23 protein-coding genes are annotated in these 23,459 nt (G+C 45.8%); 8 read left to right on the top strand and 15 right to left on the bottom strand.

Annotated features, from left to right (window positions below; genetic code table 11):
* Positions 1-4: 4 nt before the first annotated feature.
* The 6 genes from ARA78_RS05430 to glgB all read right to left on the bottom strand — a co-directional run bounded on the left by ARA78_RS05430 (position 5) and on the right by glgB (position 7,953).
* A complete protein-coding gene (locus ARA78_RS05430; protein ID WP_055272066.1) occupies positions 5-691 on the bottom strand; it encodes a LytTR family transcriptional regulator DNA-binding domain-containing protein in 687 nt (228 codons plus the stop codon).
* Positions 685-984, bottom strand: a complete 300-nt coding sequence (locus tag ARA78_RS05425; RefSeq protein WP_022215971.1) for a helix-turn-helix domain-containing protein — start codon at positions 982-984, stop codon at positions 685-687. The genes ARA78_RS05430 and ARA78_RS05425 overlap by 7 nt, the downstream gene beginning before the upstream one ends.
* A 154-nt stretch (positions 985-1,138) precedes the next feature.
* On the bottom strand, positions 1,139-2,308 hold the full coding sequence (locus ARA78_RS05420) for an NAD(P)-dependent malic enzyme (RefSeq protein WP_022215972.1): 1,170 nt from the start codon (positions 2,306-2,308) through the stop codon (positions 1,139-1,141).
* A 140-nt stretch (positions 2,309-2,448) separates the two neighbouring features.
* On the bottom strand, positions 2,449-4,269 hold the full coding sequence (locus tag ARA78_RS05415) for a bifunctional homocysteine S-methyltransferase/methylenetetrahydrofolate reductase (protein ID WP_055280135.1): 1,821 nt from the start codon (positions 4,267-4,269) through the stop codon (positions 2,449-2,451).
* A 234-nt stretch (positions 4,270-4,503) separates the two neighbouring features.
* Complete coding sequence (locus ARA78_RS05410) at positions 4,504-6,063, bottom strand: ABC-F family ATP-binding cassette domain-containing protein (protein ID WP_055280133.1); 1,560 nt, start codon at positions 6,061-6,063, stop codon at positions 4,504-4,506.
* 12 nt (positions 6,064-6,075) lie between these two features.
* Positions 6,076-7,953 (bottom strand): 1,4-alpha-glucan branching protein GlgB, encoded by a 1,878-nt coding sequence (glgB, locus tag ARA78_RS05405; protein WP_015534541.1) that lies wholly within the window; start codon positions 7,951-7,953, stop codon positions 6,076-6,078.
* Between the two features lie 313 nt (positions 7,954-8,266).
* Between glgB and ARA78_RS05400 the strand changes: the two genes are divergently transcribed.
* The gene (locus ARA78_RS05400) at positions 8,267-8,800 is read left to right on the top strand and encodes a TetR/AcrR family transcriptional regulator (RefSeq protein ID WP_022215975.1); all 534 of its coding nucleotides are present in this window, start codon (positions 8,267-8,269) and stop codon (positions 8,798-8,800) included.
* 20 nt (positions 8,801-8,820) lie between these two features.
* On the opposite strand, the gene ARA78_RS05395 is transcribed toward ARA78_RS05400, so the two are convergent.
* From ARA78_RS05395 to ARA78_RS05385, 3 genes are all read right to left on the bottom strand, one after another.
* Positions 8,821-9,840 (bottom strand): PTS transporter subunit EIIB, encoded by a 1,020-nt coding sequence (locus tag ARA78_RS05395; protein WP_015534539.1) that lies wholly within the window; start codon positions 9,838-9,840, stop codon positions 8,821-8,823.
* Positions 9,841-9,879: 39 nt separating this feature from the next.
* Positions 9,880-10,680: a DNA alkylation repair protein gene (locus tag ARA78_RS05390; protein WP_015534538.1), complete on the bottom strand. Its 801-nt coding sequence runs from the start codon at positions 10,678-10,680 to the stop codon at positions 9,880-9,882.
* A gap of 62 nt (positions 10,681-10,742) precedes the next feature.
* Complete coding sequence (locus ARA78_RS05385) at positions 10,743-11,696, bottom strand: D-2-hydroxyacid dehydrogenase (protein ID WP_055280304.1); 954 nt, start codon at positions 11,694-11,696, stop codon at positions 10,743-10,745.
* Positions 11,697-11,953: 257 nt separating this feature from the next.
* Here ARA78_RS05385 and ARA78_RS05380 point away from each other — a divergent pair, with 257 nt between their 5' ends.
* From ARA78_RS05380 to ARA78_RS05370, 3 genes are all read left to right on the top strand, one after another.
* On the top strand, positions 11,954-12,205 hold the full coding sequence (locus ARA78_RS05380; protein WP_015534536.1) for an acyl carrier protein: 252 nt from the start codon (positions 11,954-11,956) through the stop codon (positions 12,203-12,205).
* 39 nt (positions 12,206-12,244) lie between these two features.
* Positions 12,245-13,288, top strand: a complete 1,044-nt coding sequence (locus ARA78_RS05375; RefSeq protein ID WP_055280131.1) for a hypothetical protein — start codon at positions 12,245-12,247, stop codon at positions 13,286-13,288.
* Between the two features lie 185 nt (positions 13,289-13,473).
* On the top strand, positions 13,474-14,040 hold the full coding sequence (locus ARA78_RS05370) for a TIGR00730 family Rossman fold protein (RefSeq protein WP_015534534.1): 567 nt from the start codon (positions 13,474-13,476) through the stop codon (positions 14,038-14,040).
* Here the strand turns inward: ARA78_RS05370 and udp are convergent.
* The 3 genes from udp to ARA78_RS05355 all read right to left on the bottom strand — a co-directional run bounded on the left by udp (position 14,030) and on the right by ARA78_RS05355 (position 15,490).
* The gene (gene udp / locus ARA78_RS05365) at positions 14,030-14,797 is read right to left on the bottom strand and encodes a uridine phosphorylase (protein WP_420314941.1); all 768 of its coding nucleotides are present in this window, start codon (positions 14,795-14,797) and stop codon (positions 14,030-14,032) included. The two genes, ARA78_RS05370 and udp, sit on opposite strands and share 11 nt — an antisense overlap.
* Positions 14,798-14,892: 95 nt before the next feature.
* Entirely contained in the window at positions 14,893-15,111 is a 219-nt protein-coding gene (locus ARA78_RS05360; RefSeq protein ID WP_242849666.1) for an HPr family phosphocarrier protein, read from the bottom strand.
* Positions 15,112-15,244: 133 nt separating this feature from the next.
* Positions 15,245-15,490, bottom strand: a complete 246-nt coding sequence (locus ARA78_RS05355; protein ID WP_015534531.1) for an HPr family phosphocarrier protein — start codon at positions 15,488-15,490, stop codon at positions 15,245-15,247.
* A gap of 377 nt (positions 15,491-15,867) precedes the next feature.
* On the opposite strand from ARA78_RS05355, the gene ARA78_RS05350 reads away from it, so the two are divergent.
* Positions 15,868-17,700 carry an ABC-F family ATP-binding cassette domain-containing protein gene (locus ARA78_RS05350; protein WP_055280128.1) on the top strand — a complete coding sequence of 611 codons (1,833 nt, stop codon included), beginning with the start codon at positions 15,868-15,870 and terminating at the stop codon, positions 17,698-17,700.
* Positions 17,701-17,767: 67 nt separating this feature from the next.
* On the opposite strand, the gene ARA78_RS14020 is transcribed toward ARA78_RS05350, so the two are convergent.
* The gene (locus ARA78_RS14020; RefSeq protein WP_165852774.1) at positions 17,768-17,944 is read right to left on the bottom strand and encodes a DUF6472 family protein; all 177 of its coding nucleotides are present in this window, start codon (positions 17,942-17,944) and stop codon (positions 17,768-17,770) included.
* A 174-nt stretch (positions 17,945-18,118) separates the two neighbouring features.
* On the opposite strand from ARA78_RS14020, the gene ARA78_RS05345 reads away from it, so the two are divergent.
* Complete coding sequence (locus ARA78_RS05345; RefSeq protein ID WP_022215982.1) at positions 18,119-19,393, top strand: transglutaminase domain-containing protein; 1,275 nt, start codon at positions 18,119-18,121, stop codon at positions 19,391-19,393.
* A 98-nt stretch (positions 19,394-19,491) separates the two neighbouring features.
* Here the strand turns inward: ARA78_RS05345 and ARA78_RS05340 are convergent, their stop codons facing one another.
* Positions 19,492-20,409, bottom strand: coding sequence for a hypothetical protein (locus ARA78_RS05340; protein ID WP_022215983.1), 918 nt, complete (start codon positions 20,407-20,409; stop codon positions 19,492-19,494).
* Positions 20,410-20,556: 147 nt separating this feature from the next.
* Here ARA78_RS05340 and ARA78_RS05335 point away from each other — a divergent pair, with 147 nt between their 5' ends.
* Complete coding sequence (locus ARA78_RS05335) at positions 20,557-21,912, top strand: citrate synthase (RefSeq protein WP_015534527.1); 1,356 nt, start codon at positions 20,557-20,559, stop codon at positions 21,910-21,912.
* Between the two features lie 6 nt (positions 21,913-21,918).
* A complete protein-coding gene (locus tag ARA78_RS05330) occupies positions 21,919-22,479 on the top strand; it encodes a M48 family metallopeptidase (RefSeq protein WP_055147349.1) in 561 nt (186 codons plus the stop codon).
* Between the two features lie 5 nt (positions 22,480-22,484).
* Here ARA78_RS05330 and ARA78_RS05325 read toward each other — a convergent pair whose 3' ends face one another.
* Entirely contained in the window at positions 22,485-23,447 is a 963-nt protein-coding gene (locus ARA78_RS05325; RefSeq protein WP_022215985.1) for a beta-ketoacyl-ACP synthase III, read from the bottom strand.
* Positions 23,448-23,459: the final 12 nt, after the last annotated feature.

The following is a 23,459-nucleotide window of genomic DNA, read 5'->3' as shown; positions in this document are numbered from 1 at the left end:
ACAACTAGCAATTGATCAGTTCACTGTAGTATCTTTTCACATCAGCGCGTCTTGTTGCGCTGATGTGTATACTTTTACCATTTGTCAGTATCATTTCATGAGCCGTGCATCTGCTCACATGATCCGGATTTACAAGATAGGATTCATGTGGTCTGATAAATCCCCCGTAGCCCACCTTCATGCGCTTTTCCATCTCGCCAATACTTCCATAAAAAACATATTTTTGTTCCGTTGTGACCAGATTTATGCGACGCAGTTCGCTTTCAAAATACATTATGCTCCGGGTATCTACACTGTATCTCACCCTTCCGGATACAAATGTGAATCTTCTCTCATCCCGGCTCCCCTCAACCGCCATCGTCATCACCTTTTTGAAATTTGCCGCATTAACAGGTTCATACAGAATATAACACGGTTGGATATCATACAATCTCCGGTTTATTCCTGCTGCTATCATCACGAGACTACCTACCCTGCGGTCTTTTTTCAAGACATCGGCCACATCCCAGGAACGATACACCACCACTACATCGTAAATTCCTTCAAGATCCATGTCGACCATGATCGCATGCACATTGTCATAATATCTCACAGCGCACACACATCCCGCATCTCTCTGCCATATACCCATGTACTCCTGCAACAACGGGCTCATTACTTTCTCCTCACTGTACACAGCAATCTTCAGCATATCTCCCTCCAAAGCTGCAGAAGCTTCCGCTCCTGTTCATCCCGGATAACGATTTCCTCCCTCGGAGTCACATCCTCCTCCATCACATCGATATCCCATATGAAATAATCACATGTGCGGTTAAGCACCCTCGACAACAGCACCAGCCGCTTCAGGCTCGGCAGACTTCCGCCATTTTCAAGACGGCTTATATATTTGCCATCTGCATAGATAAGATACCCCAGCTCCTTCTGTGTGAGGTTCATAGACTTGCGGGCATCCTTTATTCTCTGCCCAATAATAACACTGTTCAACTTTTTCTCCTCCCTATCCGTCCCCGCGGACAACAATATTACTTTACAATAAAATCGCAAAATAAAAAACCGCATCCCATGCGGACTTTCCACATAAGATGCGATTTTTAGTACACTTATTTACTAAATATTTCGAAAAACTTTATTTTTATTCTTATTTTGTGATTCCAAGCTTTATTGCCTCGTCAGCTACAGCCTTGGCAACCACCTTAGCAACTCTCTCGTCAAATGCTCCAGGAATGATGTAATCCTCCTTGAGCTCATCATCTGTTACAATGGATGCGATAGCCTTGGCTGCTGCCATCTTCATCTCTTCAGTTATGCCTGTTGCCTTGGCGTCCAGGGCACCTCTGAATATTCCCGGGAATACTAGAACGTTATTGATCTGGTTTGGATAATCCGAACGGCCCGTCGCCATTACTCTTACTCCGCCCTTTGCCGCTTCCTCAGGCATGATCTCAGGTGTAGGGTTTGCCATGGCAAATACTATAGGATCTGCTGCCATAGATGCAACCATCTCTGCTGTCACGATATTTGGAGCTGAAACTCCGACAAATACATCCTTACCCTTCATTATCTCGGCAAGAGAACCTGTCTGTCTGTCCTTGTTTGTAATCTCTGCCATCTCTGCCTGTGCCGGATTCATCCAGTCCTGTCCAGGACACAGAGCACCCTGCCTGTCCACGAGAACCACATTGCCTATACCGAGCTGAAGCAGAAGCTTACATATTGATATACCTGCAGAACCCGCTCCGTTGATAACCACATTTGCCTCGTCAAACGGCTTGCCGACAAGCTTTAACGCATTGATGAGTCCTGCTGACACAACGATAGCTGTACCATGCTGATCGTCATGGAATACAGGAATGTCAAGTTCTTCCTTAAGTCTTTTCTCTATCTCGAAGCATCTTGGAGCTGATATATCCTCCAGATTGATTCCGCCAAATACAGGTGCAATGCGCTTTACTGTCTCAACGATCTCATCCACATCCTTTGTGTCAAGGCAGATAGGGAATGCGTCAACTCCGCCGAACTCCTTGAAGAGTATGGACTTTCCTTCCATTACAGGTATAGCTGCCTCAGGTCCTATATCTCCCAGGCCGAGAACCGCTGTTCCGTCTGATACCACGGCAACCATGTTGCCCTTGCATGTATATTTGTATACGTCAGCCTTATTGTCACGGATCTTTCTGCAAGGCTCTGCAACGCCCGGTGTGTAAGCCGTGCTCAGATCGTCTCTGTTCTTCACTGCCACCTTGGACACTACCTCTACCTTACCCTTGTGCTCCTCATGCATCTTAAGACTTAAACTATTGTAATCCATGTCTGTTCCTTTCTGCGCACCCGCGCATCCTGTATTTTATCTACTGTATATATAACAGCGCCTCTCCTATATAGCGCTGCTCCGGAATCCCTGTTTTCCCCGGCAACACCGCTTATTCCATAATAACCTTGACTCACATTTTAGTCAACGATATGTGCCAGCATATGTACTCTGTTGAATGGGAACGAGAAGTAATATCCATCTGCAAAATCCGAAGTGTACTCAAGTATATCTCTGGCGATCTGTATGCCGCACTCCTCGCCTTCCTGCCTTGTGGCATTTCCACTGTATCTCTCTATAATCTCGTCCGGGATCTCTATGCCCGCCATCTCATTTTTCATGAACAAGGCATTTCTCCTGCTGACAAGCGGCATGATTCCCACAAGTATTGTCGCGCCGGTCTCAGCCTTCATGTCTCTGAGGATCTGCGCCTGCTCTCTGGAGAACACCGGCTGTGTCAGAAAGAATTCAGCCCCGGCTTCCATCTTTCTCTTTATTCTGTCTATCTCAAACTTTGTGTTAAGTCTGTTCTGGTTGATCGCTCCGCCGTAGGTGATCTTATCCCCGCTGAACACCTCTTCGTTCATAGACTGCAGCAGCTTCATCATTCCGACTGAATCAAAGTTGAACACGCTCCTGGTCGTCTGTCTGAACATGACCGGAACCGGATCACCTGTTATGACAAGGAAATCCTTTATGCCATTAAGCTGTGCACCGAGCACGCTTCCCCTTATGGCTATGGCATTCTTATCACGGCAGCACAGATGCGGCATGACCCTGAGTCCTGTCTCCTTATGCACTTTCTCCGCCATGAGTATGGAATCCGCTCTGGTTCTTCCCGATGGCGAATCAGGGAATGTCACCACATCCACATGTGACTGCTTAAGTATATGGGCTGCATCAAGCAGCTTCTGATCGTTGACATCCACCGGAGGTGCCAGCTCCACAGCAATCAGCTTGTGCTTGTGTCCGTCGGCATTTTTTGTGGCTGCCCCGCCACGCTCCAGACGTCCTTTGAGGAAATTGTCCTTTACAGCACTGTCAGCCTGTACCTTTTCCACATGAATCTTGGCAGCCTTTGCAATATCTCCGGTTTTCACCCGTTCCATGATCTGATGTATGTATTCAGGATTTGTTCCGCAGCATCCTCCTATGATATCTGCACCAAGCGCCGCTATGTCCTGGATCTTATCTATGAATCCCTCTTTGTTGTCATTGAACACCAGTCTGCTCTGTGTAAACTTCGGGTATCCCGCATTCGGCATGACTGATACAGGCTTTCCGCAGTCTATATCCAGCTTTTTCAGAAGCTGAAGCATATGGTACGGACCAACTCCGCAGTTGAATCCAACACAGTCCACGTCCTGATTTCCTGCCACCTGGGAGAGCAATGCCCTTGCCGAAAATCCACAGTTGCTGTACCCAAACTGGTTCACGCAGAACGACACCATGACCGGCGTGTCCTTTCTTGCCTTCAGGTGCTTCACCACAGGCTCGAGCACATTGAACTCAGGAAATGTCTCAAACCAGATGATATCCACTCCCATGTCCTGCATCGCCCCACCCAGCAGCTTGTACTGTGACACCCTTTCATTCAGTGTAAGACCGGCATCCGCAGGTATTGGGCCTATATCTCCGGCAATGTATACCTTTTTGTGATCCGTTCCAGCTTCGCCGTCCGCAGCCTGCTTCGCAAGCTTTACCGCCGCACGCACATTTGAAATGACATAATCCATGTCAGCATCAAGGCTCGCTGTATTTGCCGCAAATGTATTTGTCCTTATAAGCCCGGCTCCCGCCTTCACATACTCTTTATGGATTTCAAGTACCCGCTCCGGGTGGCGCATGTTTGCAAGCTCAGGAGCGACAGTTCCCTGCTCTCCGTACATTCCCACATAACAGGTTCCAAATGCCCCGTCTGCAACAAGTAATTTATCCTTTAAACTCTCAAGTATATTCATCTAACATCTCCATCCTAATATTATTTTTCACCTGCGTCTATATCCGTACGATTATACAGTACTTTTTGAGCAGATGTATCTATTTCTACGCTGAGTGCGCATTTATCTTTAGCACTTTACCATATTAAACTGTCCTATATAGAATAATATAGGAATTGCGATTAGTCAAATTTACGCTAAAAAATTGCCAGGTTCAAAAAATCTATTTGAACCTGACAATTTTATAATATCTGATCACTGGAGCAGCGTGTACTGCTCCAGATTCCACACGTCTGTCACAAGGCCATCATAAAATTCAGGCTCATGACATACCAGAAGTATAGACCCCTTATACTCGGAAAGAGCACGCTTCAATTCATCCTTGGCATCAACGTCAAGATGGTTTGTCGGCTCGTCAAGCAGAAGCACATTTGTATCAGTGTTGATTAACTTGCAAAGTCTCACCTTCGCCTGCTCGCCGCCCGAGAGGACCTTCACCTTGCTCTCGATATGCTTGGTGGTAAGTCCGCATTTGGCAAGAGCCGCACGTACCTCATACTGGGTATATCCCGGGAATTCCTCCCAGATTTCCTGCAGGCATGTATTCTCGCTCGGCTTAACCTCCTGCTCAAAGTATCCAATGTGCAGATAGTCGCCAAGCTGCGCCTTGCCGGATATAGCCGGGATAAGTCCAAGCACACTCTTCAGGAATGTCGTCTTTCCTATACCATTCGTTCCTGTGATGGCTATCTTGTCACCGCGCTCCATGCGGAGATTCATCGGTTTGGAAAGCGGCTTGTCCTTGCTGTAACCTATCACCAGATCATCAGTCTCGAATATGACCTTACCAGAGGTTCTCGCTTCCTTGAAGTTGAACTCAGGCTTCGGTTTCTCACGCTCAAGCTGAATGACATCCATCTTGTCAAGTTTCTTCTGTCTGGACATAGCCATATTTCTTGTGGCAACCCGGGCTTTATTTCTCGCCACAAAATCCTTCAGCTCAGATATCTCCTGCTGCTGCTTTCTGTACGCAGCCTCAAGCTGGGATTTCTTCACCGCATACACCTCCTGGAACTTGTCATAATCGCCGACATATCTGCCCAGCTGACAATTCTCCATATGGTATATGATATTTACAACTGAATTCAGGAACGGAATGTCATGGGATATAAGAATAAACGCATTCTCGTATTCCTGAAGGTATCTCTTGAGCCACTCTATATGGTGTGCATCAAGATAATTTGTAGGCTCGTCGAGCAGAAGTATCTCCGGCTTTTCAAGCAGAAGCTTCGCCAGCAGAACCTTGGTTCTCTGTCCGCCCGACAGCTCAGTTACATCCTTGTCCAGTCCAAGCTGCAACAGGTCAAATGCTCTGGCAACCTCCTCAACCTTCGAATCTATTATATAGAAGTCATGGCTGTCCAGAAGATCCTGAAGAAGTCCCATCTCCTCAAGAAGAGTGTTCATCTCATCCTCGTCAGTGACCTCCGCCAGCTTGTCACATATCTCATTTATCCTCTTCTCCATATCGAAAAGTCTGGAGAACGCATCCCTCAGCACTCCGCCTATGGTCATGCCCGGCTCAAGGACCGTGTGCTGATCCAGATATCCGACCTTCACATTCTTCGCCCAGGTCACTGTACCCTCATCCGGCATGAGACTGCCCGTCACTATATTCATGAAGGTTGATTTACCTTCACCATTTGCGCCGACAAGCCCTATATGCTCACCTGCCAGAAGTCTGAATGACACATTTTCAAATATTGCCCTGTCACCAAATCCATGGCTAAGGTTGCTTACATCTAATATCATAATCTCTCCTTTTTACTAATCCACCGGCTTTAAATACATTACAGACAGAGCCGGAAGATCAAAGCCGAAGTCACCGCATACGCCCTTGATACTCTTCACGGTGTCTTTAGTGTTTCCACCGTATTTATTCCAGTCCGTGTTCATGAGAACTTTCATGGAATTGCCCTCGCCGTATCTGAAATGATAATCCCTGTATGTATTTCCTGATAGGTTCATGACTACTACTATCTTATTTTCCTCAATAACTCTCTGGAATATATATACAACATCCTGCTCTTTGCCACAGAGTATCCAGTCAAAGCCGTGTGGGTCGTCGTCCCACCCTGACAGCGCAGGCTCTTTCAGATAGAGCTTATTCAAATCTTTTATAAATCTGTTAAATGAATCGTGGTTCGGGTATTTCAGTATATCCCAGTCCTGCTCACGCTTCTCGTCCCACTCTCTTAGCTGGGCTATCTCGTTACCCATGAAGTTAAGCTTCTTGCCCGGATGCGCATACATGTAGGCGTAGAGCGCCTTTGCATTTGGGAATTTCTCTTCATATGATCCCGCCATCTTCTGGGCTATGGTTGCCTTGCCATGTACAACCTCGTCATGCGAGAGTGGCAGCATGTATCTCTCATTATAAAAATACATCATGGAGAATGTCAGCTTGTGATACTGGTCGCCTCTGCAAAACGGCAGAGTTCTGAAGAAATTCAATGTGTCATTCATCCAACCCATATCCCATTTGTAGTCAAATCCCAGTCCGCCGTATCCGACTTCCTTGGTGGTTCCCTTGTAGTCCGTGGAATCCTCGGCGCAGAGAATACATGACGGGTGTCTGTCCTTAAGTCCCTGGTTAAGCCCCTTTATAAACTCGACCGCCCTGTCATTTACACCTCTAGACTCGTCGCCCATCCAGTAGATTATCCTGCTGATGGCATCCATTCTTAGGCCATCAAAATGATACTCTGTGAGCCAGTAATTCGCCGCACTCTTGAGAAATGTCTGAACTTCTCCCTTGGAATGGATGAAATTCTTACTACCCCACTCGCTGTAGCCCACATCATCGGTCGGATGCTCATACAGATTGGTTCCGTCATACTTTGCAAGTCCATATCCATCCAGTGCAAAATGCACAGGCACATAGTCCATGATGGCACCTATGCCGTTCTTGTGAAGCGTGTCGATGAGGAACTTCAGGTCATCCGCCGTTCCGTATCTAGCCGTCGGACTGAAGAATCCGGTATTCTGGTAGCCCCATGACTCATCACATGGATGCTCCGAAAGCGGCATAAACTCCACATAATTGTAGCCCTGCTCTTTCAGATATTCCACAAGCATCGGTGCTATCTCTCTGTATGTATACCAGCCCTCAGCAACTCGGTCAGTCTCAATGACTTCTTCCGGTGTCAGCTGTTTTCCATTCTCATCATACACCGGCTTGCAGTGCCATGAGCCCATGTGCATCTCATACACATTGAGCGGACCACCCTTGCACTCATTCCGTGTCCTCATCCATCTTGCATCGCCAAATGTATACTCATCCATATCTCTTATTATAGATGCAAATGCCGGTCTCAGCTCCATGCCGAATCCATACGGATCACAGTGATCCACACAATATCCATCTCTCTGGTATATCTTATATTTATACATCTGTCCGGCCTTTGCCCCCGGCACAAAACACTTGAAAAAGCTGCCATCGTAACACCTCTCCATGGCAGTCTCTCCCCATGAATTGAACTCACCTGTAACCGTCACCGACTCCGCATTCGGTGCATACGTCACAAAGTCCACTCCTGTCACTGCTTTCCTCCTGCTCTTGCCCACGTTCTCCTTCACAACGTGTGCGCCGAGCTCATTGTAGGCATCAAAGCACCTTCCCGAATAAAACTCATACAAATCCATAACTTTTCCTCCATACAAAGTTAGTATTCAAGTTCCATCATCCAAGCCCTCTCAGTCATTTCTTGACTGTAGTAAATTACCTTCAGTATACCGTTGCATATCCGCTATATGAATATTCGTTTTTTGATAAAAGTAAAATAATTTACTCCAGACAATTATTGACAATTAGATTTAATATGTATATACGTTTTTTTGACTATATCTTTCTTTTGTTGTATTCTATATTATAATGCATAGAGCGTCATCAGGGCGCTTACAGCCATTTATAATCATTACCCGCGTACAGCTTTTGTATGATCAGAAAGGAGCTTTTATGGACAGAAGGATTCAGCGTACACGCAACAGCTTATTCAGCGCATTTATCGAACTGCGTGCCACCAAACCTGTGGAGAAGATCACAGTGAAGGAACTCACAGAAAAGGCCAATATCAGCAAGCAGACTTTCTATCTGCATTTTCAGGATATATATGATCTGTCGGAATACCTCGAAAATGATGCTCTTCTGTCCCTCATCGGTGACATTCCAAATCCAGAATATATGCTTACCAATCCTGCAGAAGCAAGCAGGCAGTTATGCAACGCATTTATCAACCAGGGACATTTGTTCTCCATACTCTTTCCTGATGACAATAGAAGCTACGGAGTCCTGACCAACAAGCTCGACGCCCTCATCAAGGAGAAGATATATGACGTCCGTCCAGAATTCAGGGATGACCTTGCCAAGAATGTTGAGGTGTCAATGTTCGTACAAGGCTGTGCTTATACTTTCCTGAAATACAAAGATCAGGATGCCGCTATGGTCATAGATACCCTTGCTGGGATCATAGACAGGGCAACCAGAGCGTAAATAAATGGCATGTGAGCTTTTCAGACGACAAGCTCGCATGCCACATATTCATAATTCACTTTCTCTCTCCGGTTTATCTTAAGCTGATATCCTTTATCTATGCCACCAGAATGACCTGTATCAGCATTTTCATCGGAATGTACCTCCAGCACAGCATATACAGTTTCGCCTCTGCCAGCAAGCGTCTCATATGGATACTCTGCAAGCAGCCTTCCTTTTCGCACCTTCTCACCATCACCACATGTAAGTCTTATATCTACATAGCTCTGTGTCCTCTGCCATCCGGTGTCGATCTCTGATATCAGATATATCCTGACCACGTATCCTTCCTCAGATGTACACTCTATCTGACCTTCTCCGGCTTTACTATATCCAGCCTTGCAGTCAAACGGCGCTCTGATCTCTCCCCGTGTGGCTCGAATCGCACACAAGCCGACACTCCCGTCTCCCAAGTTCTGTAGGCAATGTATATCAGATACGCGCACAACATCACCTTCAACAGGCACATACACCTTCTTAAGCACTCTTTCATAATCGATCTCAGCCTCCTGTTCAATATTATCTTTCCTGTGTCCATCTATATATCTTCCAAGCTCTCGGCATATCCTTTCCACCTGATCCTCATAGAATACCTGCACCTGCCTGCCCTTTGCCAGTATTCCCAGAGCTCCTGTGGCTTTCAGTTTTCTCCTGTCCACCAGCGCCCCGTTGTTCACCGTAACTCTAAGTCTTGTATCACTGCTCCTCAGACTGTAAATATTTGCTGTTCCTCCCAAAGCTCCAGCAATGGCAATGGCTACAGCATCACCATCGATGTAGTTATCCTCCGATGAATACTCCCTGTCCTCCCGCTCATCCTGACTATCTTCCAGACTGCCTGAGGCATTTCCCCTGACGTATTTTCTTATCCATACGGTCAGACATACCGCAGCCGCCAAACAGACAATCACCAGCACCATTGCCACCATAAACTCATTTTCAATATTATTGATCCCAGTCAAAGCAAAAAGGACATCCATATCCGCATTCAAATTTCTCATAAGAATTCCTCCTGCAAATATAATGTCCTTCTCTTAATTTTAATATTCATTTATAACTTCCGCAAACCTGTTCACATCCGCTTCCGGCAGCCTGTATATCTTCTCTATCTTGTTCTTAGTCATCTCCAGAATCTGCCTGTCAAACTGTGCACCTTTTATGTACTCAATCGTCTTGTCCGGGAACACGAAATAGCTCTCCGCCAGGCCAAAGGCTACACCGTCCTTTGCATAGTAGCCGCCATCCTGCATATGTTCAAATGCATAAAGGCATTTGTCGATATACTTGTCATTCACAAAGTAGCACTTCAGCATGATAGCCACGAACCTGAGTCTGAAGTCATCGGACATATCCTGCCAGGTTCCTACTGCGATGCCTCCCTGTCCCTCTGGAATCTCTGCCTCCTCCTTCTTTCTCCACGCAGGATTCAGCTCGGAATCTCCCATATACTTCATGATGAATTCCCACACTATCTCCGGGTACATGGATGCCGCCACAAATGTACTGCAGAACGAGTCACACACCCACCAGTTGTCTATCTTGGGAACAAATTCATCGGCATATGCAAGTATCTCCTCCAGCTTGCCCTGTGCGAATCCAAGGACAAGCCCCTGAATGACCACATCCTCCAGCGTATCATCCGGCGCATGCTTCAGATACTCCTTCCAGTTTATGTCGGCTATCTGTCTGGCTATCTCCTTCAGGTCATCCAGCCTCACACCTATTATATTGCCACAGCCCGGAAGGTTCATGGCCAGATATTTGCCAAATTCCGGATCCATGTGCTCATACAGTTCAGACCTAACCAGTCTGTTCACATCCTCAAAAGAACTGCTCTCCATCTTCCTGATCTATCCTTTCTTCTTACAGCTAAATTTCTGCTCAATGGCTAATCTTATTCTTTTTATACTGTATTTACAGGCTTTCCATTGAGAAACGCCTCTATATTGCCACCCGCTATATTGAGAAGTCTCTCCCTGACCTCCTTCGGTGCCCAGGCGATATGTGGTGTTATGATCACATTCTTTGCCGTGAGAAGCGGATTGTCCGCCGCCATAGGCTCCTGTGCTATGACATCCACCGCGGCTCCAGCTATACGTTCCTCGTTCAGGGCATCTGCCAGATCCTTCTCCACTATGCAGCCGCCTCTGGCAGTGTTTATGATGAATGTAGTCTTCTTCATCCGGCCTATCGCACTCCTGTCTATCATTCCCTCCGTCTCAGGGAACAGAGGACAGTGTATGCTTATCACATCCGACTGTGCGAACAGTTCATCCCTCTCAGCCCAGCTTATCCAATCGCCATCCGGCAGGGCTTTCCTCGTCCGGCTGTTCACCAGCACCCTCATGCCAAATACATGTGCGATCTCAGCCACCTTCATACCTATACTGCCATAGCCTATGATACCCATAGTCTTGCCCGCAAGCTCCATGGTCGGCATCACACTGTAGGAGAAATCCTTACTTCTCACCCAGCCACCGTCCTTCACTGACGCATCATGCGCCCCGACCCTGTTTGCCAGTTCCAGAAGCAGTGCAAATGTAAACTGCGCCACAGCATCCGTACTGTATGCCGGAACATTTGTAACCACTATGCCGTGCTCATGTGCCGCCTCCACATCGACCACATTGTAGCCGGTGGCAAGCACACCTATATATCTGAGGTTCGGACAGGCCTCGATCACAGCCCTGTCTATCACCGTCTTGTTCGTTGTTATGATCTCCGCATCGCCTATCCTTGAGACCACCTCTGACCTGTCGGTTCTGTCATACACCGTCAGCTCGCCATACTTGCCAATACTGTCCCAGCTAATATCGCCGGAATTCGCCGCACATCCATCCAGAACAACTATCTTCATGTCCATCACCCTGCCTTATCGTATATTGTTGTTCTATATTTTACATCAACTGTCTGATTTTTTTAAAAAAATTATAATATTTTATTCAACTATACCATATTTTACACCATATACTTCACGGTAATTTTAACATTTAACACAAAAATGCACAAATATTTCTGTACGGATTGAATAATTTTATTGAAAAATACTGTCAAACACATTAAAATATAAGTAACGTGCATTGGTAACATATCAAAACGAATGGGAGGTTTGAAATGGACAAAGACACATTAACAAAAAAAGTATTGGAGGTTTTTTCTGATATTCTTCCAGACATAGATGCGGGCAAGCTGGACATGACTGCAGAACTCACCACCGAATATGGCGTGAATTCCGTTTCCATCATTCAGTTCATCGTCGGACTTGAGCAGGCTTTTAACATTGAATTTGATGATTCTGAGCTTGCACTTGGTCTCTACTATGACATGAACGATGTAGTCAAGGCTGTAGCAGCCAAGGTCAGCTAACATCACGTAATCTTAATATGAAATGGAGGTAATAAGCACATGAGCAAAAAGATTTTGCCAATAAGCTATCCAATGATAACATCCTGGCAGTGGCATGCCACACTTTTCTCGATCATAGGGGACGACGAGAAAGCCAAGAATTGGATATTCAGCAATTATATACAGTTAAGATGTTACAACATCGAAGAGATCTTCACAGGAGATGAGATGCTTCTTGCAGATATGATGCCGGGAAGCAGTTCACTTAAGGAATGCCCTTATCTTCTCTTCTCTCTCATGACAAAGGAGCAGGTAGAGAGCTACTGCGGAGATATTCTCACTTTCATCAAGAAGACCATCAATCTGGGCGGATATGTATACGGAGTATTTGACGAGGCTAAGATCCTCTGCGATTCCGGTGCCGACTACAAATTCCCACACGAGCTCTTCATCTACGGATATGACGACGAGGAGCAGCAGTTCTATGTTGGAGATTTCACATTTGGCGAGCATTATTCCTACTCAAAAGTATCATACTCAGATGTGAGAAACGGCTACGACACCATCACAGCCCAGGAGGATCATATTTTCAAGGACGACTACAAGGGACGCCGTGGAATATACGTGATCCAGAAGAATCTGGCTGATACATACTACGAACTCGACACACAGTATATCAAGGATACCATCATCGAGTACCTTGAGTCAAAGGATACCAAGAATCACTTCCGTATGATGAGAAATCGTTTTAAGGACACAGTATTTGGGGTTGATGTCTACGATGCGGTTCTGAAGCAGATCGGCAAGCAGCTTTCAGCAGAGGATCCAGACTTTGATATACGTGCTCTTCACATCCTGTATGACCACAAGGTTCTCATGATGGAGAGACTCAAGTACATGATGGATCACGGATATATTGAATTCAACGGTGATATCCTGAATGATTATATGGAGGTTGAGAACACCATGCTCACCGCCAGAAACCTTCTCATCAAGACTTCCATCACAGGCAAGGTTGACTGTATGGACAGATTTGAGAAGTACCTTATGGGTGCAAAAGAAAAAGAGATCGCAGTTCTCAACAAAGTTGTTGAGCTTCTGTAATCTCATATCATTCTTTTCATGTTTTCCCTTTGCGGGGCAGTCCTATGGCTGCTCCGCATTTTTTTGCGATTTTACATTATTTTATAAATAATTTCTTCCAAATTATCATTTACTTCTATATACTGTTTAATAAATGATTTTTCGGCAGTTCAGGAATACCTGGCATTGTCACATCGGAGGTTTTTATGAATATATGTGTATATGGCGCGTCAAGCAACGACATTGACAGATCTTATATAGAAGAAACAGAATATTTAGGAAGGGAAATCGCCAAAAGAGGCCACACTCTTGTGTACGGCGCTGGAGCAAATGGGCTCATGGGCGCAGTGGCAAGGGGTGTATACGAGGAAAATGGCACCATAATAGGCGTCACTCCCTCATTCTTTAATGTTGACGGAATACTGTTTGAGAATGTCTCCGAGCTGATAACCACTGAGACCATGAGAGAGCGCAAACAGATCATGGAAGATAAGGCAGACGCTTTCATCGTAACGCCCGGTGGAATTGGCACTCTCGAGGAATTCTTTGAGATCCTCACGCTCAAGCAGCTCGGACGTCACGGCAAAGCAATCGTAATTTTCAATCAGAACGGATTCTACGATCATCTTCTGTCCATGCTCAAAGAGACGTCGGACAAAGGCTTTATGACGCCTGCGACCAACGAGATATATACCGTCATGGATAATTCAGATGAGATCCTTGACTATCTTGAAAGCTACAAGACAGACATAGGTCGTGTATTCAAGTTCTGATAAGCTTCTTCACAGCTTCAATAGCCACACGTATGGCTTTATCGGTGTCGTGTACCTCAGGATTCGGAAGACCGGCTGCAGCCCTCTCCTGATTCGCCACCACAAGGAAGCACGCACCGACCCTGACCCGCAGGAACGCTCCAACTATGAACAATGCAGCAGATTCCATCTCAGAGGCCTTGCAGCCCATCTTCTTCCACGCTTCCCATTTGTTCATAAGCTCATATCCAACCGGCATGATTCCCGGCGAATGCTGTCCATAAAATGAGTCCTTGCTCTGAACCACACCTGTGTGTGCCGTCACTCCAAGTGCTCCTGCTGACTCTCTGAGCGCATTCACCACATCTATATCCGCAACCGCGGGGTACTCTATAGGCGCATACTCTCTTGACGTGCCCTCCATCCTGACAGCTCCCGTGGCGATCACCACGTCTCCGCCTACGATCTCAGTCTGCATACCGCCACAGGTTCCAACCCTGATAAAAGTGTGGGCACCGGCGTGCACCAGCTCCTGCATGGCTATGGCCGCCGACGGGCCGCCTATACCTGTGGACGTGACACTGACCTTCTCTCCATCCAGATAGCCTGTATACGTGACAAATTCCCTGCTGTCCGCCACCAGCTCCGCATCTTCGAGATACGCTGCTATCGCCTTACATCTCTTAGGATCCCCCGGCATGATAACATACTGGCCTATCATATCCTCATTTACCTTTATATGGTATTCCAACCCCTGATCCGCTTCGTATATCATAATCATCCCTCCTGACACTTGTCTCACAGCATAGGAAAAGCAGGCTTGCAGAAAATCTGCAGCCTGCTTTTCTAAGCTTTCTTATGTATCCTATAGAATTAGCACTTAAACTCATCAAGCTTTGCCTGAAGCTCTGGTGCAACTTCTCCATGAAATTTCACTGTAAGTGGCTTCTCAAGATTTAAACTGAACACACCTAAGATTGACTTTCCATCTACGACGTACTGAGCTGATGAAACGTCAACATCATTTGGAAACTGATTCAGGTATGCAACAAACTTCTTGATGTCATCCATAGTGTTAACTTTAGCTTTCATCTCTGTAATCTGCATTGGCTGCGCCCCCTAATATCTCTTAATATTTATAAGGACATTCTAACACTCCATCAACGAATGTGTCAATGCATACAGACCACGAATTAGCTATGAAAATTATTGTAATAAATACTCCTTATGCAGCCAGCATAAATGGCTGTAATGTATTTATAAACGACTCTGTCGCTCCGTTATAGAACTTTACTGTGAGTTCCTGATCAAGTCCAAGGCTGAAAACTCCCAGTATTGATTTGCCATCTACAAGATAATTCCTGTTGGATGAATATACATCAACGTCTCCATCATATTTTCTCATTGTCTCTACAAACTGTCTTACCTGCTCTACCGAATTGAGCTTAACCCTGATATTTGTTGATTCCATGATAATTACCTCCATTCCTGTCCGTAATCAATGTTCAATTTATACTACTTTTTGGAATAATTTGCAAATTACAAAATTGTAATTTTGTAAACCAATTTGTGCAAATGGCTTGTTTTTATTAACCTAAAGCGCCTTTTCAGGTTATTTTTTAGTCATGTTGTATAAATTCAGGAATGTTTTTTTACAAATATACTGTCGGGTGGAGATCATGGTCTTATATATTTTCGTCTATTTTTAATTATTCTCAAATGGTATTTCTATTATGATATGCTTCTTGACTCGTCAATTCTCCCCAATTACAATAATACTTACATGCAAAGCCGTTTTCACGGCTCATTTTGACGAAAGGGCGGGCACAAAGCCCCATAAGAACATATATGAACCTACTTACAATAAAAGGATTTTCAAAAGCATACACTGACAAGATTCTGTTCGATGACGCAGACTTTTCAGTAAATTCAGGAGAAAAGATCGGTGTCATAGGCGTAAACGGCACGGGTAAATCAACTCTCCTCAAGATCATAGCCGGCATAGACGAATGTGATTCAGGACAGTTGTCAAAGGGAAACAACGTGGTCATAAAATATCTTCCACAGACCCCCGACTTCGCAGAGAAGGTCAGCATATACGACTATGTCATCACTGCAAATGTCGACGAGGAGAACAAATGGAGCATAGAGGGTGATGCCAAGGCATTTCTTCACCGTCTCGGATTTGACGACACCAGCCTCATGGTGAGCACACTTTCAGGAGGTCAGCGAAAAAAGGTCGCTCTGGCTGCGGCACTGCTGTCAAGATGTGACATTCTTGTTCTGGACGAGCCCACCAACCACCTCGACAACGATATGACAGAATATCTGGAGGATTACCTTAACAACTACAAGGGCGCTCTGGTCATGGTCACCCACGACAGATACTTTCTTGACAAGGTGTGCAACCGCATAGTAGAGATCGACAAAGGCAAAACCTACAGCTACAATACCAACTACGAAGGCTATCTCATGCTGAAGGCAGAGCGTGAGAGCATCGCACTTGCCACTCAGAACAAACATCAGAATATCCTGCGCAAGGAGATCGCATGGATGCAGAGAGGTGCTAGAGCCAGAAGCACAAAGCAGAAAGCCCATATCCAGAGATATGAGAAGCTTGCAAGTGAGGAGCTTATAAAGGAAACTCAGTCTGTTACCATGAGCTCAATCGCGAGCCGGCTGGGAAACAAAACAATAGAGCTCTCCCATATAGCCAAGACCTGGCCGGGCAGACCAAGTCCGGTCATAACGGACTTCTCATACAACTTCCTGAGGACTGACAGGATAGGTGTTGTTGGCCCAAACGGCTGTGGCAAGACAACGCTCATGAAGCTCATAACCGGTGTCACCAAGCCGGACAGCGGAACCATAGAGATCGGAGACACCGTAAGGATAGGATATTTCTCTCAGGAAAATGAAGCCTTGGATCCCAACATGAAGGTACTCGACTACGTCAAAGAAACCGCAGAGTATATCCAGACCACCGAAGGTCTCATGTCAGCATCCACAATGTGTGAGAGATTTTTATTTGACGGCACTCTGCAGCACCAGCGCATAGAGAAGCTCTCAGGAGGCGAGAAGCGAAGACTGTATTTGTTGAAGGTTCTCGTATCATCTCCAAATGTACTGATCCTTGACGAGCCGACCAACGATCTGGACATTTCCACACTGTGTATACTTGAGGACTATCTCGATTCCTTCCAGGGCATATTGATAGTCGTATCACACGACAGATATTTTCTGGACAGAGTCATAAGAAAGCTTCTGGTGTTTGACGGCTGCGGCGGGATCTCACAGTTTGAGGGCGGTTATACCGATTATTATCTGACCCACGGTTCATTTGCCAACAGCACATCGGCAGGGGCAAATACCCAGACAAAGCCGGAGCGTGTCAGCACAGCGGACAAGGAACCTGCCCAGAAAAAGAAAACGCAGAATCCATCCGTGAAGAAAAAGTTCTCCTTCAATGAGCAGAGGGAATATGACACCATAGAGGACACCATCGCCCAGAAAGAAGCTGAGATAGAGCAGACGGAGACCGATATCAACAACTCTGTGTCAGATTTCGTGAAGCTTAACGAACTCACGCAGAAAAAGGAACAGCTTGAATCAGAGCTGGATCAGCTTCTGGAGAGGTATGTGTATCTCACGGAGCTGGCGGAGTCATTTGAAAAGAACTGATCACATTGATCATTTGCCAGAAAAACGGGAGACGCGCTGCTGCACATCTCCCGTTTTTCTTCAATCGTCACATCTGATGTCTCACTATCCTGTATTCATCATCCAACTGAAAATACGGACAATTGTCGTAGCCTCTTGCCACAAATCTGGCAAAGTCATCCTCATCCATATTCACCAGGCACTCATAAAAATCATCTTCGTCATCGTACACATAGTGTGCACACATATCGCAACTGGAAGCCATGTGTTTCCTCCTTCCATCCGTTAACCATCAGGTTTTTACTATTATACACATATGCGAAGCAAAATCCAACCGCTTTAACCCATTTTCTCTGGCAATAATAACCATAATGTGTTATTATTGAAGGAAGTATATAAAGGGGCTTTGCATAAGCAAAAGAAGGAGTGTGTTCCAGTTATGAAGAAAAAATTTCTTGTACTGCTGCTTACGCTTACCATGATATTATCATCTTCTCCATATGTCGCAAAGGCGGCGGATACAGATGATAAGGACAGCAGTAACAAAACCGATACCATAGATGGCAGAACTTATTTCTATGACCAGTTTGACAACAGTGCGTACAGAACCGTCTACAAGCAGATCAACGATGCAGCTCAGAAATTCAACGAGTCGACATCCAATGCTTCTTATCAGGACGGCGGATATTACACAGCATTTACATTGTCGGTCAGCAACAAAGACTGGGAAGTTATCGGCAACGATGGAATGGATCAGATCGTCAACGCTGTGCTCGCCGATCATCCTGAGTATTTCTGGATGTCCGACAGCTATCAGTGCAAGCAGGAATCCTCGGGAGAACTCAGATATACAGCTCTCACCATCGAGTGCTATTCACTGTATGCCAACGGAGATACACGTTCCATATACAAGAACAACTTTGACCTGACCGTCAAGAATTATGCAGCTTCTCTGGATGAGAGCGCAAAGGATTACGAGAAGGTATATCTTATACATAATTCGATCATCAACAAAGTTTATTATGCCTCAGATGCAACATCTAAGAGCAAGGACAACATATACGCATACACCGCAGACGGCGTGTTCAACTCCAAGTATCAGTCGGCAGTCACCTACGGATATGCAAAGGCTTTCAAGGCCATTATGGATTACGTTGGTGTGCCATGTCTGTACATTGAGGGACAGAATTCAGATCTTCTGGACGACTCGATGGACACACAGAAGCAGCTCAAAGAAGAGAGTTACATCAACAACTGTGCATGGAATGCCGTTTATCTCGGCGGAGAGTGGTATCTCATCAATCTCGGTCTGGACGATCCTATAACCACAACAGGTAAGGAGGCATTGTCATATACATACTTCAATGTAACCGACGAACAGGCAAGCAACCTTACAGCCATCACATCAAGACTTCCGGGTATACCAAAGTGTACCGGAACAAAGTACTGCCTCTCAAAGGTTCAGGCAGATCTTGAAGCGGATGGACTGTGGGAGAAGTCAAGCTACAACATAATCGACAAGATACTGGACAAATACGGTTTATCCGTAGTCCTCATAAGCATAGGTCTTATCCTGCTTCTGGTGGTAATGCTCATCAAGAACATACACAAGAGCAGATCGAAGAAGAAAAAGGAAAAGGTTAAAAAGACCAAGACAACAGTGGTTGACAACTCAGAGCTGGATGCAGAGCTGAGAAAGCCGCCTATCTCATAAAATACTAAAATCAAAAAGCTCAATGCTTTCGGATTTCATCCCCGTCAGCATTGAGCTTTTTTCTGTCATTTTTCAAGATATTTTATTTCGTTCACACCCTACTCATCAAAGTTACTCTTGAGTACATTTACGGTGATCTGTCTGGACGCCTTGTTGCCTGCCCAGTCCTCCGCTGTGAGAGTCACTGTTACGGTTCTCTCCTTGCTTGTGTCCACATCCTGAGAAGCTTTAAGCGAATCCTGCACATCCGGATCCTCATCTGTGACATTGTAATAATCACTCCAGTTTATATCCGTTCCCATAGAAACGTCTATCTCGTCCGGGCCGTCTATGTATGGATTTACCTCGTCAACAACATTTATCACAGCCTTTTTTGTCTTGCTTAACTTTCCACGTCTGATCTTATATTTGATGGTGTACTTACCAAGCTTATCCGGTGCAAATTCTGAGTTGTCATATTCCAGCCTGGCATCATTGCTGTCCGGCTCAATATAGTTTGTTATATCAAATATATCACCCATATTATAATCCGTCTGGATCTGCTTGACCCTGAGCATGCTGGATCTCATGATCATCGTGATCACAAGTGCAAGCACTATTCCAACCACCAGAGCCGCCACGACCATCATTTTCGTATTCAGCTCATATCGCTTCTTTTTATTTCTGCTCTGCGCGGATTTTTTACCGGAACCTGTTGACGATCTGCTATTCGCCGGTCTCCTGGTCTTGCTTCCTGAAGACACGGACTTCACCGACTTTTCAAGTGGACGTCCCGTACTTGTGCGCCTTTTGTCCTGCGCAGTTGCACTTTTCGGACGACTCGCCGATGATAAGTGGCTGCCCGATGCCGGACGATTTCCCGACACAGGACGGCTGCCTGATGCTGACCGACTGCCTGACGCTACTCCCTTGCCCGGCTGTGTCTTTTTCACACTGCTCGTTGTTGCACGGCTCACAGTTCCCTTATGAGCTCCTGCGCTCCCTTTATTCTGCCCCATATCCTGTCTGTCTGCCAATTTATATTACCTCCTAAAACATTTGTCTTAACTTTATTCTCAGTACATTATACATAATATTTTACACCCATACAATCATTTCGGATTGCAATAGTTGTAAATAAGTGAGATAATTCAATGAAGACTTACCTGAAAGGAGTATTATATATGTCAATCAATAATCTTAGTTCATTTACGAAGGAGCGTCTTGGTCTCTGTATTGAGAACGATACCATAGATAACAACCTCTACGAGGAATACGGCGTAAAGCGTGGACTTCGCGATCTGAATGGAATAGGAATAAATGCCGGCATCACCAACATTTCACTAAGCCGGGCGTATACAATGGAGGACGGAAAGCATACTCCTGCTGACGGTGAATTATATTATAGAGGTTACGAGATCCGCCAGTTGATAGACGGATTTACAAAGGAAGGACGATTCGGTTTCGAGGAGTGTACATATCTGTTACTGTTTGGAAAGCTTCCGGACGAGAATGAGCTTGCCAAGTTCAAACAGGTCCTCAACCTTGCATACGACCTTCCACACAACTTTATACAAGATGTCATAATGAAGAACCCTACCAAGGATATCATTTCAAATATGACCAAGAGTATCCTTGCCCTCGGATCATACGATAAGTCTGAGACGGATATATCTCTGGACAACGTTCTTCAGCAGTGTCTTATGATAATAAGTGTATTCCCAAGACTCGCTGTATATTCTTTCCAGGGATACAGACATTATGAGCTTGGCAAGAGCTGTTATATACACAAGCCGGATCCTGAGCTTTCATTTGCAGAGAATATCCTGAGCATGCTCCGTTCAGACAGAAAGTACACACAGCTTGAGGCAAAGGTTCTCGATCTTGCCCTTGTTCTCCACATGGAACACGGAGGCGGAAGCAACTCTACGTTTACAACACGTGTTGTCACATCATCCGGCTCAGATACATACGCCACAGTCGCAGCAGCACTCTGCTCACTCAAGGGACCGCTCAACGGCGGTGGAGACCTCAAGGTCATGGAGATGATGAAGAACATACACTGCAATGTCGAGGATGTTACGGACGAGGAGCAGATCCGTGAGTACATCAGGAAGATCGTGCGCGGCGAAGCATTTGACAAATCGGGCGTGGTATACGGAATGGGCCAGCCTGTATACTCTCTGTCAGATCCAAGAGCTGTCATTATCAAGGAGTATGTAGAAAAGCTCGCCGAGGAGAAGCACGAGAAGGACGAATTCAAATTATACGAGCTCATAGAGCGCATCGCACCTGAGGTCATTGCCGAGGAGCGCAAGATCTACAAGGGTGTGTGCATCAACATAGATTACTATTGCGGATTGTTATACAAGATGCTCAAGATCCCTTACGCCCTCTACACACCACTATTTGCCATTGGCCGAGTGGTTGGATGGAGTGCGCATCGTATGGAGGAGCTGATCAACAGCTACAAGATAATGCGTCCGGCTTATCCAAGTCTTGTAGAGCCTAAGGACTACGTACCTATCAAAGACAGGTAATATGCCATGAACAATTCTGATAAATTCGAATATTCTGTCGTCAGGAGCAGGCGCAAATCTATCTGTATCGAGATAGACAGAGACCTCAACATAAAGGTTCGTGCGCCCCTCAGAATGACCGACAGTCAGATCCAAAGCTTTGTGGATTCCAGACAAAACTGGATCCGCAGCCATCTGGAAATCATGCAGAAAAGAATTTCCAATATGTCAGACGAAAAAAATCCAAGCACTGCCCTGACAGATGCCGATATAAAGGCACTGTCAGAACAGGCTCGGATATATATTCCTTCACGTGTAGAACATTTTGCTCAGATAATAGACGTGACTTACGGAAGGATCACCATCAGGCATCAGAAGACCCGCTGGGGAAGCTGCAGCTCCTCCGGTAACCTGAATTTCAACTGTGCACTGATGAACACCACTCCCGAAATCATAGACTACGTGGTAGTCCACGAGCTGTGTCACAGAAAGCAGATGAACCACTCCGCACTTTTCTGGGCCGAGGTAGAAAAAGTACTCCCAAACTACAAGGAGCTCCGTTCCGCCCTCAAAAATTACAGGTGTTAAAGCCTCTACCACTCCATAACCACAGCGCCGTATGTGAGCCCTGCGCCGAATGCCGACATGGCGATCTTGTCGCCGCGCTTCAGGCCGTGCTCTCTCACGAGCTGGTCGAGAAGTACAGGTACACTCGCCGCAGACATATTTCCTGTGTAGTCGAGAGTCGTAGGGAACTTCTCAAGCGGTGCCTTAAGTCTCTTGGCAACAGATTCAATAATTCTTACATTTGCCTGGTGGAGTACGAAGTAATCCACATCGTCAACGGTCATTCCAGCCTTGTCAAGAGCCTCCTGGAGGCACTTAGGACACTGTCTCACCGCAAACTTGTACACCTCCTGTCCATCCATATACAGATAGTCATGATTGATCTCATCTTTTACAAATATATTGTTGGTCTTTCTGCTCTCGCAGTTGAGCACCATACCCTTCTTGCCGATTGAACCCTGGACAATGCTTATGATTCCCTTGTCAGACTCCTCTATATAAGCGGCACCTGCGCCATCTCCAAACAATACGCATGTACCTCTGTCATTCCAGTCAAGTATCTTTGACAGCGTCTCCGAACCTATTACAAGAGCATTCTTCACAAACCCTGTCTCTATATACATCTTTGCAACATTGAGGGCAAATACAAAGCCCGAGCATGCCGCATTCACATCAAACGCAATCGCCTTATCCGCACCTATAGCCGCCTGAACCTGACACGCCCCGCTTGGTGTGTAATAATCCGGAGTGACTGTGGCAAGCACTATAAGCTCCACATTCTCTGCGGACTTCCCTGCCATCTCAAGTGCCCTCTCAGCAGCCTCAACAGCCATGCTCGTCGTCGTCTCCTTAACAGCTATTCTTCTGTTCTTTATACCTGTTCTTGAAGATATCCACTCATCAGATGTATCAACATACTTTGCAAGCTCATCATTTGATACCTCTTTCTCCGCAAGGCAGCTTCCTGTTCCTAATATTCTGATTGCCATTATATATTTTCT

Source organism: Coprococcus eutactus (assembly GCF_001404675.1).
Lineage (GTDB): Bacteria > Bacillota > Clostridia > Lachnospirales > Lachnospiraceae > Coprococcus > Coprococcus aceti.
Note: the sequence above shows the minus strand (reverse complement) of the source record. Positions and strands in the feature narration are given on the sequence as shown.